15 protein-coding genes are annotated in these 12,273 nt (G+C 72.9%); 10 read left to right on the plus strand and 5 right to left on the minus strand.

Annotation, left to right across the window (positions count from 1 at the left end):
- Positions 1-4 precede the first annotated feature (4 nt).
- Positions 5-430: a hypothetical protein gene (locus ACSNN8_RS15115; protein WP_436649814.1), complete on the plus strand. Its 426-nt coding sequence runs from the start codon at positions 5-7 to the stop codon at positions 428-430.
- A 16-nt stretch (positions 431-446) separates the two neighbouring features.
- Here ACSNN8_RS15115 and ACSNN8_RS15120 read toward each other — a convergent pair whose 3' ends face one another.
- The 4 genes from ACSNN8_RS15120 to ACSNN8_RS15135 form a co-directional block, all read right to left on the minus strand.
- On the minus strand, positions 447-896 hold the full coding sequence (locus tag ACSNN8_RS15120) for a 2'-5' RNA ligase family protein (RefSeq protein WP_436649815.1): 450 nt from the start codon (positions 894-896) through the stop codon (positions 447-449).
- Between the two features lie 29 nt (positions 897-925).
- Positions 926-2,011, minus strand: a complete 1,086-nt coding sequence (gene sepH, locus ACSNN8_RS15125; RefSeq protein ID WP_436649816.1) for a septation protein SepH — start codon at positions 2,009-2,011, stop codon at positions 926-928.
- A 283-nt stretch (positions 2,012-2,294) separates the two neighbouring features.
- Entirely contained in the window at positions 2,295-3,410 is a 1,116-nt protein-coding gene (gene serC / locus ACSNN8_RS15130) for a phosphoserine transaminase (RefSeq protein WP_436649817.1), read from the minus strand.
- A 9-nt stretch (positions 3,411-3,419) separates the two neighbouring features.
- Positions 3,420-4,520 carry a citrate synthase 2 gene (locus tag ACSNN8_RS15135; protein ID WP_436649818.1) on the minus strand — a complete coding sequence of 367 codons (1,101 nt, stop codon included), beginning with the start codon at positions 4,518-4,520 and terminating at the stop codon, positions 3,420-3,422.
- 212 nt (positions 4,521-4,732) lie between these two features.
- Here ACSNN8_RS15135 and pdxH point away from each other — a divergent pair, with 212 nt between their 5' ends.
- From pdxH to ACSNN8_RS15180, 9 genes are all read left to right on the plus strand, one after another.
- A complete protein-coding gene (gene pdxH, locus ACSNN8_RS15140) occupies positions 4,733-5,359 on the plus strand; it encodes a pyridoxamine 5'-phosphate oxidase (RefSeq protein ID WP_436650729.1) in 627 nt (208 codons plus the stop codon).
- Positions 5,356-6,654 (plus strand): MFS transporter, encoded by a 1,299-nt coding sequence (locus ACSNN8_RS15145; protein WP_436649820.1) that lies wholly within the window; start codon positions 5,356-5,358, stop codon positions 6,652-6,654. Before pdxH ends, ACSNN8_RS15145 begins: the two co-directional genes overlap by 4 nt.
- 10 nt (positions 6,655-6,664) lie before the next feature.
- Positions 6,665-7,582, plus strand: a complete 918-nt coding sequence (locus tag ACSNN8_RS15150; protein WP_436649821.1) for an aldose 1-epimerase family protein — start codon at positions 6,665-6,667, stop codon at positions 7,580-7,582.
- Complete coding sequence (locus tag ACSNN8_RS15155; protein WP_436649822.1) at positions 7,582-8,196, plus strand: nitroreductase family protein; 615 nt, start codon at positions 7,582-7,584, stop codon at positions 8,194-8,196. Before ACSNN8_RS15150 ends, ACSNN8_RS15155 begins: the two co-directional genes overlap by 1 nt.
- A gap of 45 nt (positions 8,197-8,241) precedes the next feature.
- Positions 8,242-8,535 carry a type II toxin-antitoxin system VapB family antitoxin gene (locus ACSNN8_RS15160; RefSeq protein WP_436649823.1) on the plus strand — a complete coding sequence of 98 codons (294 nt, stop codon included), beginning with the start codon at positions 8,242-8,244 and terminating at the stop codon, positions 8,533-8,535.
- A gap of 20 nt (positions 8,536-8,555) precedes the next feature.
- Positions 8,556-9,719: an acyl-CoA dehydrogenase family protein gene (locus ACSNN8_RS15165; RefSeq protein WP_436650730.1), complete on the plus strand. Its 1,164-nt coding sequence runs from the start codon at positions 8,556-8,558 to the stop codon at positions 9,717-9,719.
- A gap of 63 nt (positions 9,720-9,782) precedes the next feature.
- The gene (locus tag ACSNN8_RS15170; protein WP_436649824.1) at positions 9,783-10,301 is read left to right on the plus strand and encodes an RNA polymerase sigma factor; all 519 of its coding nucleotides are present in this window, start codon (positions 9,783-9,785) and stop codon (positions 10,299-10,301) included.
- On the plus strand, positions 10,298-11,080 hold the full coding sequence (locus ACSNN8_RS15175) for a hypothetical protein (RefSeq protein WP_436649825.1): 783 nt from the start codon (positions 10,298-10,300) through the stop codon (positions 11,078-11,080). Before ACSNN8_RS15170 ends, ACSNN8_RS15175 begins: the two co-directional genes overlap by 4 nt.
- 51 nt (positions 11,081-11,131) lie before the next feature.
- On the plus strand, positions 11,132-11,872 hold the full coding sequence (locus ACSNN8_RS15180) for a DUF4230 domain-containing protein (protein ID WP_436649826.1): 741 nt from the start codon (positions 11,132-11,134) through the stop codon (positions 11,870-11,872).
- 81 nt (positions 11,873-11,953) lie between these two features.
- On the opposite strand, the gene ACSNN8_RS15185 is transcribed toward ACSNN8_RS15180, so the two are convergent.
- Positions 11,954-12,136 carry a PspC domain-containing protein gene (locus tag ACSNN8_RS15185; protein ID WP_436649827.1) on the minus strand — a complete coding sequence of 61 codons (183 nt, stop codon included), beginning with the start codon at positions 12,134-12,136 and terminating at the stop codon, positions 11,954-11,956.
- Between the last annotated feature and the right edge of the window lie 137 nt (positions 12,137-12,273).

The raw sequence follows: 12,273 nt of genomic DNA on the forward strand, positions 1-12,273 counted from the left end.
AGGTGTGGCCCTCCCGCACATCGTCGTGCTCGCGGTGGTGCTCGTGCTCCCTCTGGCGGTCCCCTACGCGGTGGTCGTGACCAGGCGGCGAGACGAGTGCCGGCGTCGGCGTGCGTGCGGACTGGACAGGTCGATGCGTGACGTCGACCCCGTGGTGGCGCTGGCCCGGCTCGCCCCGCCGCCGATCGAGTGGCTGGCCCGCGACCTGCGCCGGCTCGACCGCCAGCGCCGGGGCGGGGTGACGCTCGAGAGCGAACGGTGGCTGGCCGCGGTGCTGCGGGCCTACGACGAGCGATTGTGCCTCGCCTGCAAGTGCCTGGGCGTCGCCGAGAACCTGCGCCCGCTCGACGGCCTCGACCGTGAGATCGAGCGGGTACGGGTGGAGGGCGCCCTCGAGGCGGCCGGCCTGCAACTGCGACCGCCCGAGTAACTGCATCGCCGGGCGGTCAGAGCGGCCAGGAGGCCAAGCGCTCGTAACGGCCGTCCGAGCTGCTCACCAGCGTGAACTCGGTGACCGGCCAGGGATCGCCCTCGTGACCCGCCAGGGCGCGCCGCAGGTCGTCGTCCGGGCGGTACGACACGGTGAGGTGCGGGTGGAACGGCCGGTCGTCGCTCGGGTAGCCGCCCAGCGTCAGCGCGTCGCGGACGCCGTCACGCAGCTCGCCGAGCCGCCGCAGGTCGCCCCGCACGCCCGCCCACGCGGCCGTGCGGAACTGGCCGCCGCCGGAGAGGCGCAGCTCGAAGGGGCCGGGGGACGGCACGTCGCCCAGGAGGGCGGCGACGGGCCCGGCATCTCCCACCGATCCGAGGAAGACCAGCGTCAGGTGCCAGTTCTCGACCGGCGTCAGCCGCGAGCGTGACGGCAGCACCTCGCGCAGCGCCGCGAGCGCCGGCAACGGCGGGAAGACCCCGACGAAGAGCCGGATCAGGACGACTCGCGCGCCGCCGGACCGCCGCCGAAGAGGACGTCGTCCCAGCTCGGCAGCCGCTTGCGGGGCTTGGCCTCGTCGGTCTCGGCGGACGCCTGCTGCCCACCCTGGCCCACCGTGCGGCGGGGGCGCAGGACGGCCAGCGACGGCACGGCCGGCACCTCCTTGGGCAGGTCGGAGTCCTCGTCGAAGGCCGAGCCGGGACCGCCACCGAGCAGGGCGGCGGCGCCACCGGCCACCGGGCGGCGCGGGGTCTCGGCGGGACCGGCGTCGGCGCTGCGGCCGCCGGCCGGGTTCAGCGGGCGGTCGAGCGAGGCGAGCAGCGCGTCGCGCCCGGCGCGGATCGGGTCGCGGGTGGGGCGCTGCGGCGTCTCGGCGGCGGGCAGGCCGTGGCCGCCGCGGGCCGGCTCGGCCGCGCGGGACGGGCCCGGCAGGCCGTGGCCGCCGCGGTCGGTGAAGGCGCGCTCGGGAGCGGGCTCCTGACCCAGGATCTGGGTGGGCCGCTCGGCGCAGAGGTATTGCGCCATGTCGTCGTGCGGCGACACGACCTGGCGTCCCTTGTCGAGGTCCCAGATCGCCTGGGCGGTCGCCTTGCCGGACGGCCAGGTGGCGACGATGCGCCAGGTGCCGTCCTCGCGGCGGAACGCGTCCCACGAGATCTTCTCGGTGTCTATGCCGTGCTGCGCCAGGCGGCTGTCGACCACCTCGGCGAGCGGAGCGCCCGAGTCGGACGTCTTGAGCCGGGTGCGGCGCGCGTGCTGGGCGAGCATGGCCCGCTCCTGGAGCACCGGGCCCGCGTAGCGCAGCACGCGGTCGACCGGCACGCCGGCGATGCGGGCCACCTCTTCGGCGGACTCGCCGGAACGGATGCGGGACTGGATGTCGCGCGGCGACAGCGAAGGCTGCGCGTCGGGCGCCATCACGGCCACGGCCGATCCGAGAACTGCCGGGTGATGCCCCTCGTGCGCCAGCGCACCGGAGACCCGGTCGTCGATGGGGAGCGCCAGGAGCCGGCCGACCTCGTCGGCGAGCACCATGGCCTGACCGTCCTCGGAGAGGGCGACGAAGCGTACCGGCCGCATGCGTTGCCTCCGTCCCGTCGCGTGGCCCGTGCCCCGAGAGTCAGCCACCCGGGCGCGTTTCGGAACACGGTACGCGCCTCGGTCCCCCGATGGTGGTAAGCCACGCCGTCGAGTTCGCTGAGCTGCGATGATCTTGAAAATTCACAAGCTCAACTTCGGGCGTACGGGTCGTGGCGTGAGAAGGATAACTACGGCGCGACCCCGGACCCGGCCACGGCGCGCGGCGCGACCTCCTGCGGCTCGAGGCCCGTGCCGCGAGCCGCGGCCGTGGTGGACGGCCGGGCTAGAGGCGCTCGACCACGTAGTCGATGCATGCCGTCAGCGCTGCCACGTCGGAGGGCTCGATGGTCGGGTAGAGCGCGATCCGCAGCTGGTTGCGCCCCAGCTTGCGGTAGGGCTCGGTGTCCACGATGTCGTTGGCGCGCAGCACCGCGGCCAGCGCCGCCGCGTCCACGCCCTCGAAGTCGATCGTGGCCACCGCCGCGGACCGCAGCGCCGGGTCGGTGACGAACGGGGTCGCGTACGACGACTTGTCGGCCCAGCCGTAGATCGCCGCCGCGCTCTCCGCGCTGCGTTTGACCGCCCAGGCCAGGCCGCCCTGCGCGTTCATCCAGTCCAGCTGCTCGGCCGCCAGATAGACCGTGGCCAGCGCGGGCGTGTTGAGGGTCTGCTCGAGGCGGGACTGCTCGATCGCGGTCACCAGGTCGAGGAACTGCGGGATGTACCGGCCGGTGGCCTTGATCTCGAACGCCCGCTCGATCGCCGCGGGGGACATCAGCGCCAGCCAGATGCCGCCGTCGGAGCCCAGCGCCTTCTGGGGGGCGAGGTAGTAGACGTCGGTCTCGCGCACGTCGACGTCGAGGCTGCCGCCGCCGGACGTGGCGTCGACGACCATGAGCGAGCCCTCGTCGGCGCCGGCCACCCGGCGGACCGGCACGGCCACACCGGTGGAGGTCTCGTTGTGGACCGTCGCGTACACGTCGACGCCCGCCTCGGCCGTCAGGTAGGCCGCCTGGCCGCCCGGGGCGCTGTGCACGGTCGGGTCGGCCAGGAAGGGCGCGTCCCGCACGGCTTTCACGAATTTCGCCCCGAACTCGCCGAACTCCGCGAACTGCGCCCGCTCGCGGACCAGGCCGAACGTCGCGACCTCCCAGAACGCGCTGGTGCCGCCGTTGGCGAGGATCACCTCGTATCCCGGAGGCAGCGCGAAGAAGTCGGCCAGCCCGCGCCGCAGCCGGGCCACCTGGTCCTTCACCGTGCGCTGGCGGTGCGAGGTGCCCAGAAAGGTGCGCGACACCGCGGACAACGACTCGACGCCCTCGGGCCGCACCTTGCTCGGCCCGGAGCCGAACCGTCCGTCGACCGGCTTGATCGTTTCGGGGATCCGGATGTCACTCACGGGAAGCCATTATGCGCGTAGCTCGGACCAGCCCTCGACCTGCTGCGGCTTGCGGTGTCCCGGTCCCACATAGCGGACCACCGGGTGCACCACCCGGCCGCGCCGCTTCTGCTCGAGCACGTGCGCGCTCCACCCGGCCACCCGCGCGCAGGTGAACATCGAGCTGAACATGTGGCCCGGCACCTCGGCGAAGTCGAGCACCACGGCCGACCAGAACTCCGCGTTCGTCGGCAGGGGGCGGTCGGGCTTGCGCTCCTGGAGCTCGGCGAGCGCCGCCCGTTCGAGGGCCACCGCCACCTCGTAGCGCGGGGCGCCCAGCTCCTTGGCCGTGCGCCGCAGCACCCGGGCGCGCGGGTCCTCGGCGCGGTAGACGTGGTGCCCGAAGCCCATCAGCCGCTCGCCGCGGTCGAGCACGCCCCGCACGTACGCCGCGGGGTCGCCGCTGCGCTCGACGTCCTCGAGCATGGTCAGCACCCGGGCGGGGGCGCCGCCGTCGAGCGGGCCGGACAGCGCGCCGATGCCCGAGGAGATGCACGCGGCCACGTCGGCGCCGGTGGAGGCGACCACGCGGGCGGTCAGCGTGGAGGCGCTCATGCCGTGCTCGGCGGCGGAGATGAAATAGGCGTCGACGGCCTTGACGTGGCGCGGGTCGGGCTCGCCCCGCCAGCGGCGCATGAACCGCTCGACGATCGTGCCGGCCTTGTCGATGTCCTTCTGCGGCACGGCCGGCAGGCCCAGCCCGCGGGCGGCCTGCGCGACGAACGACAGCGCGGTCACCGACACCCGGGCGAGGTCGCGGCGGGCCTGCTCGTCGTCGATGTCGAGCAGCTGGGCGAGACCCCAGTAGGGCGCCAGCATCGCGACCGCCGACTGCACGTCGACCCGGATGTCGCCGGAGTGCACCGGCACCGGGAACGGCTCCGCCGGGGGCAGCCCTGGCCCGAACCGCCCGTCGACGAGCAGTCCCCAGACGTCGCCGAACGAGACCTGGCCGATGAGGTCCTCGATGTCGACGCCGCGGTACCGCAGCGCGCCATCGGCCTCGTCGGGCTCGGCGATCTCGGTCTCGAAGGCGTCGACGTCCTCGAGCCCGGGCTTGAAGTGGGTCACGGCCCTCCCTGTTCGCGGGCGATGCTGTAGGTGTTTCATCTTGCTCGCTGGGTAACGGCAGGTCGACCCGCCGCGATGTGCTCTCCGTGACACCCATCCTCACCGACCTGACGGACGGCCCGGAGCGACTTACGGTCTTTAGCGGTGCTAACGACCGGACCTTCGCCCAAGCAGGAGCGCACGTGACCCTCGAACCCCCCTCGCCCGCGAGCATGCGGCGCGACTACACCGAGCGCGGGGCGCTGCTCGAGACGGACCTGGCGGCAGACTGGCACATCCAGTTCGAGGCGTGGTTCACCGACGCGGCGGGTTTCGGGCTGCCCGAGCCGAACGCGATGATCGTGTGCACGGCGACCCCGTCCGGCCGGCCGTCGGCGCGCACGGTCCTGCTCAAGGACTACGACGAGCGCGGGTTCGTGTTCTTCACCAACTACGAGTCGCGCAAGGGCCGCGAGCTGGGCGAGAACCCGTACGCCTCGCTGGTCTTCCCGTGGTTCCCGATGCAGCGCCAGGTGCTCGTGTCGGGGGCGGTCGAGCGGGTGACCCGGGCCGAGACCGAGCAGTACTTCGCCTCCCGTCCGCGCGGCTCGCAGCTGGGCGCGTGGGCGAGCCCGCAGTCGGCCGTGCTGCCCGACCGGGCGGCCGTCGAGGCGGGGCTGGCGGCCGCGCAGGAGCGCTTCGGCGACGGCGAGGTCCCCGCGCCGCCGCACTGGGGCGGGTTCCGCGTGCTGCCCGAGACGGTCGAGTTCTGGCAGGGCCGCAGCAGCCGCCTGCACGACCGGCTGCGCTACCGCCGTACGGAAGCCGGCTCCTGGGTCGTGGAGAGGCTCGCGCCGTGAGCCGGACCACCGAGCGGAAGTCCTGGGTCATCGACGTCCGGCCGCTCAAGGTGGTCGCCTACCGCCGGATGTGGATCGGCAACGGCGTCTCGTACTTCGGGTTCCAGTTCACCTCGGTCGCCGTGCCGGTCGAGATGTACGACATCACGCGCTCCTCGGCGTGGGTCGGCCTGATCGGCATCGCGGGCCTGGTGCCCCTGCTGATCTTCGGCCTCTGGGGCGGCGCGGCGGCCGACGTGGTCGACCGGCGCAAGCTGCTGCTGGCCAGCTCCACGCTGGCCTGGCTGGCGACCGTGGGGCTCCTCGCGCAGGCGCTGCTCGGCGTGCGCAGCGGCTACGTGCTGCTCGCGCTGACCGCGGTGCAGTCGGCCGGCTTCGCGATCAGCTCGCCCGCCCGGCAGGCGATCATCCCGCGGATCGTGCCGGCGGAGCTGGTGCCGGCCGCCAACACGCTCGCCTACACGACCACCACCGCGGGCGGCGTGCTCGGCCCGCTCGCCGCCGGTCTGATCTTCGCGGTGGCGAGCACCGGCGCCGGGGTCACCACGGCCTACCTGGTCGACGCGGTGCTGTTCACCATCTCGTTCTGGGCCACCTGGCGGCTCCCGCCCATCCCGCCCGTCGAGCACGAGCCCGGCGAACAGCGGCCCACCGCAGGGCTGCGCGGCATCGCCGTCGGCCTGCGGTTCCTGGTCACCCAGCCGGTGCTGCTGCTCTCGTTCGCGGTCGACATCATCGCGATGGTCTTCGCCATGCCGCGCGCGCTGTTCCCCGAGGTGGCCACCGACCGCTTCGGCGGCGAGTGGGCGGTCGGCTGGCTGTTCAGCGCGATCGCGATCGGCTCGGTGATCGGCGGCCTGACCTCGGGCTGGATCGGCCGGATCAAGCGGCAGGGCGTCGCGCTCGTGATCGCGGTGGTCGCCTGGGGCGTGGCGATCGGGCTCAGCGGACTGGCGCACAGCCTCTGGCTCATGGTGCTGCTGCTGGCCGTGGGCGGCGCGGCCGACCTGGTCAGCGCCGTCTACCGGCAGTCGATCCTGCAGGTCTACGCGCCCGACCGGCTGCGCGGCCGCCTGCAGGGCGTGTTCACGGTCGTGGTCGCGGGCGGCCCGCGCCTGGGCGACCTGCGCGCCGGCGGCACCGCCGATCTCACCTCGACGACCGTGTCGTGGGCGGGCGGCGGCTTCGCGGCGGCCGGTCTGGCGGTCGCGCTGGCCGCCGCGTTCCCGGCCCTGCTCAGATACCGGCCACCGGCTTCGGAGGCGGACGGCGCCGGCGCCGGGGCGAACCGATAATGTCCAAGCCATGACGAGTGTCGTAGCCGCGAAGTCCGGCACCCAGTGGTCCATCGAGTCGGACGGGCAGAGCGCCGTCGTCGTGGAGGTCGGCGGCACGCTCCGCAGCTACTCCGCCGGCGACGTGGCGGTGCTCGACGGCTTCACGGAGGACGAGCTCTCGCCCGCCTCGGCCGGCCAGATCCTCGCGCCCTGGCCCAACCGCATCCGCGACGGCAAGTACACGTTCGAGGAGCAGGCCTACCAGCTCCCGCTCACCGAGCCGGCCCGGCACAACGCCATCCACGGCCTGGTGAACTGGAGCCGCTGGTCGCTGGTCGAGCAGACCCCGTCGGCGCTCACCCTCGAGTACGACCTGCCCGCCCAGATCGGCTACCCGTGGTGGCTGACGCTGCGCGCCACCTGGTCGCTGTCCGCCGCGGGCCTGCGCTGCGACACCGAGGTCGTCAACAACTCGGGGTCGAACGCGCCGTGGGGCTACTCGGTGCACCCCTATCTGCAGCTGGCCGGGGTGAGCGTCGACGACACCGTGCTGCACGTGCCCGGCAGCACGCGGATCGTGGCCGACAGCCGGCTGCTGCCGATCGGGGCCGTCCCGGTGCCCGGCACCGAGTACGACTTCTCCGAGCCGCGCCGCATCGGCGACCTGGTGCTCGACACGACGTACGGCGACATCACGCACACCGACGGCGTCTCCGAGGTGACCCTCGCGGACCCGGCCTCCGACCGCAAGGTCGTGGTGTGGGCCGACGAGAAGTTCCGGTACTGGCAGGTCTTCTCCGGCGACACCCTGCACGGAGAGCGGTTCCGCCGCTCGGTGGCGGTCGAGCCGATGACGTGCCCGCCCGACGCGTTCCGCACCGGCCGTGACCTGGTCGTGCTCGCTCCCGGCGAGCGCTGGAGCGCGTCCTGGGGGATCCGCGGTTGATGGACTTCGAGGAGGTCCTGCGCCGCCGGCGGATGGTGCGCAGCTACGACCCCGACCGGCCGGTCGACCCGGCGCTGGTCGACAAGATCGTGCGGCACGGTCTGCGGGCGCCGAGCGCGGGCTTCTCGCAGGGCTGGAGCTTCCTGGTCCTGACCGAGCCGGCGGACCGCGACCTCTACTGGTCCTCGACCAGCGACGGCGGCGAGCCGGACGGCTGGCTCACCCGCATGCGGACCGCGCCGGTGATCGTCGTGTGCCTGTCCAACAAGTCCGCCTACCTCGACCGCTACGCCGAGCCCGACAAGGGCTGGACCGACCGCAGCGAGTCGCACTGGCCGGTGCCGTACTGGGACATCGACACCGGCTTCGCCGCGCTGCTCATGCATCTGAGCGCGGTCAACGAGGAGCTGGGCTCCTGCTTCTTCGGCATTCCGGTGCCGGCCGTCGCGCGTTTCAAGGACGCGTTCGGGGTACCGGAGGAGTACAGCCCGATCGGGACGTTGACCGTCGGCTATCGGGCGCCGGACAAGAGGTCGCCGTCACTCAGGCGCGGGCACCGTCCGGTGGACGATGTGGTGCATCATGGCCGATGGGCCGCGCCCCGGAGGGGCTAGGCTGGCAGCGCAGCGACGCGTTGAGACGTTCGGAGGGGGAGCGCCGTGATCTTCAAGGCGGTGCGGGACGGTGCCCCGTATCCCGATCACCACACCACGCTCAAGGCCTGGGCCGAGATCCCGCCGCGGCCCATCCGGCTCGCCGACCTGATCACCACCAAGCGCGAGCTGGCGCTCGACAAGCTTCTCGCCGAGGACTCGACGTTCTACGGCGACCTGTTCCCGCACGTGGTCGAGTATCGCGGCGCCCTCTACCTGGAGGACGGGCTGCACCGCGCGCTGCGCGCCGCCCTGCAGCAGCGCAACCAGATCCACGCACGGGTGCTCGTCGTCGAGTAACCCGTTAGGTTGAGGTCATGGTGGCTCCCCTGGATCTTCTGGACCTCGACACGCTGCTGAACGACGAGGAACGCGACATCCGCGAGGTCGTGCGGCGGGTCGCCGACGACCGGGTGCGCCCGCACGTCGCCGACTGGTACGAGACCGGCAGCACCCCCGTGCGCGACCTGGCCCTCGAGTTCGGCAAGCTCGGGCTGCTGGGCATGCACCTGACCGGCTACGGCTGCGCCGGCGCCTCCGCGGTCTCCTACGGGCTGGCCTGCATGGAGCTCGAGGCCGCCGACTCGGGCGTGCGCTCGCTGGTCAGCGTGCAGGGCTCGCTGGCGATGTACGCGATCTGGAAGTACGGCTCCGAGGAGCAGAAACAGCGCTGGCTGCCCGGCATGGCGGCCGGCGAGCTGATCGGCTGCTTCGGGCTGACCGAGCCCGACCACGGCTCCGACCCCGCGAACATGTCGACCCGCGCGCGGCGCGACGGCGGCGACTGGGTGCTCGACGGCGGCAAGATGTGGATCACCAACGCGCCGCTCGCCGACGTCGCGGTGATCTGGGCCCGCGCCGAGGAGGGCGTGGTGGGCTTTGCCGTGCCGACCGACTCGCCCGGCTTCACCGCCCGCGAGATCAAGCACAAGATGTCGCTGCGGGCCTCCAGCACGGGCGAGATCACGCTCGAGGGCGTGCGGCTTCCCGACGACGCCCGCCTGCCGCAGGCGCGCGGGCTCAAGGCGCCGCTGTCCTGCCTGACCGAGGCCCGGTTCGGCATCATCTGGGGCGCGATGGGCGCGGCCCGCGACTGCCTGCGGGTGGCGCTCGACTACGCGACGACCCGCGAGCAGTTCGGCCGGCCGATCGGCGGCTTCCAGCTCACCCAGGCCAAGCTCGCCGACATGTCGCTCGAGCTGCAGAAGGGCTTCCTGCTGGCGCTGCACCTGGGCCGGCTGCGCGACTCGGCCGGCAGCCTGCGCCCCGAGCAGGTCAGCGTGGGCAAGCTCAACAACGTGCGCGAGGCCATCGCGATCGCCCGCCAGTGCCGCACCATCCTGGGCGGCAACGGCATCAGCGGCGAGTACCCCGTCATGCGGCACGCCAACAACCTCGAGAGCGTGCTCACCTACGAGGGCACGTCCGAGATCCACCAGCTCGTGATCGGCCAGAAGCTGACGGGGCTGAACGCGTTCGCCTGAGGCGGCCCGGAGATCCACAAATCGGGGTGTGACAGGTCCCGCCGAGGCGGACAGGTAGAGGGCATGCACACCGACGAGGGGCGGCAGGAGAGATTCCGCCGCCTGCACGCCGAGACCTACCCCGACCTGCTGCGGTTCGTCGAGCGCAGGGTCCCGCACAGCGAGAGCGAGGACGTCGTCTCGACGGTCTTCCTGACCGCGTGGCGGCGCTTCGACGACCTGCCCGACGACGTGCGGCCCTGGCTGTTCGCGGTGGCCCGCAGGACCATGGCCAACCGCACCCGCGGGCTGCTGCGGCGCCGCGCGCTGGACATCCGGCTGATGTCGCTGCCGGCCTCGGCGCCGGACGACACGGCGGGCGCCGCGGCCCGCATCGACCTGGAGCGAGCCTGGCGTGCCCTGAGCCCGGCCGATCGCGAGGTCCTCGCGCTGATCGCGTTCGACGGCCTCACCACCGATCAGGCCGCCACCGTGCTCGGCTGCCGCCGGACCACCTTCGCCATGCGCCTGAGCCGCTCCCGGCAACGGCTGCAGGCCGCCCTCTCCGCGCCCCGCCCCCGCGACCTCCAGGAGCAGTCGTGAACCCGAACCTGACCGATCTCGACCAGCTGACCGTCCTGGACCCGGCCCGCGGGCGCGAGCCGAGCGCCGCCGAGTGGGCCCGCTCCCGGGCGATGGTGGACCGGATGACGGCGGGCCGGCGACCCCGCCGGATGCCGCGCGAGCTGGCCGTGGTGGCCGCCGCGGTCGCCATCGGGGTGGTGGGCGCGCTGACCGTGCCGTCATTGCTGCAGAGCACGGCCGAGAGGGCGTACGGGTCCTGGACGCCTGCGCCCGGGTCCCTCACCGGCGAGCAGGTCCTCCCGCAGGCGCGCCTCTGTGCCGCCAACGGCGTCGGCGAGGCCGAGGGCGCCGGCGGCCGGCCCGCCGCGGTCGACCCGGCCGACGTGCTGCTGGCCGAGCAGCGCGGGCTCGCGACGCTGCTGATCATGCGCAAGGGCAACGGCGTGATCGTCGAGTGCATGAGCGCCGGGCCCGGCGAGGACGAGCAGCTCGCGTCCATGAGCCTGATCGACGGCGACCCGCCCGCGACGCCCGCCGGTACGGTGACGCTGGAGACGATGAGCTCCTCGGGCGAGGGCGACGGCCAGTGGTCGAACATCGTGGGGCTGGTCGGTCCCGGCGTGACCGCGGTGGAGGTGCGCCTCGACAGCGGCCGGGTGTTCCAGGCCAGCGTGCGCAACGGCTGGTGGGCGGCCTGGTGGCCCGGCCACGAGGGCGGCGAGGTCGACACCCTGACCGTCACCGTGCGCACCGCGGACGGCGGCGCCACCACCCTCCGGCCGTCCGAACTGGCCTGACGGCCGGAAAGCCGTGCTGAAAATGTCGCACTCGGCTCGTACCGTGAGGGTATGGCCAACTCGGACGTGTCCTCGGGCGTCGACGAGCCCACGCGGGAGTACCCGGCGCCCGAGGAGCCTCCCTCCTCGGCGCCGCCGCCCGCGCGCGGCAGCGGCTTCGCCCGCGTGCTCATCTTCACGGGCGCCGTCTTCGCGCTGATGGTCGTGGCCTGCCTCGGCCTGCGTGCGATCAACGTGCTGCCCAGCTTCGACAACCCGTTCGCCGACAAGACGACCGACCGCAGCCAGCCGGTGCTGCTGCAGTCGATGCGCGACCTCAGCCGCTACGTCGCCGCCGACGGCACCTTCCAGGTCATCGTCGACCTGCAGGAGAACAAGGAGAACATCCCCGACTTCCTGGTCAACCGGCGCACGCTGTTCGTCGGCTCGGGCACCGTCGAGGAATATGTCGAGTTCGGCGCCCTGGCCGACGACGCGCTCCAGGTCGACAACGACAAGATGACCGTCACGATCACCCTGCCGCCGCCGCAGCAGGGCGACGCCGCGCTCGACATGCAGAAGAGCTACGTCGTGGCCGAGGAGCGCGGCCTGTTCAACCGCATCGGCGACGCGTTCCGCACCGATCCGGGCAAACAGCAGCAGGTGTACGCCCTGGCTCAGCAGCGCATCACCGAGGCGGCCCGGGCGAGCGGGCTCGACGAGCGTGCCCGGCAGAACACGCAGCGCATGCTCGAGAGCCTGTTCACGCGTCTCGGGTACACGACGGTGACCGTGAAGTTCGGATCTCCGTAGGGGAGCCGAGCGCCGCCATTCCGGGGGGCGGGGGCGGCGGCGCCCGGCGTTCGTCAGCGGTGCGGGGTCACGCGCCGGGGGTCACTCGTTGGGCAGCAGCGCCCAGAGCACGATGTAGGCCAGGAACTGCGGGCCGGGCAGCAGGCAGGAGACCACGAAGATCAGCCGCATGATTCCCGGGGAGACGCCGAAGCGGCGTGCCAGGCCCGAGCAGACGCCGGCGATCCAGCGGTCGTCACGGGGGCGAGCGAGACGGCGAGACACGGTCACTTCACTCCTTCACTGAGGAATCCGGCTGTTCCGCCGGCTCCTCTTCGACGGTATGGGCGCGGTGACCGTCCGCCCTCGGTCCCCAGGTGGAGAAGGGCGACCCGGCTCCCGTAAGGGTGACCCGTACCCGT

The organism is Actinoplanes sp. URMC 104 (genome assembly GCF_051386375.1).
Taxonomy (GTDB): domain Bacteria; phylum Actinomycetota; class Actinomycetes; order Mycobacteriales; family Micromonosporaceae; genus Actinoplanes.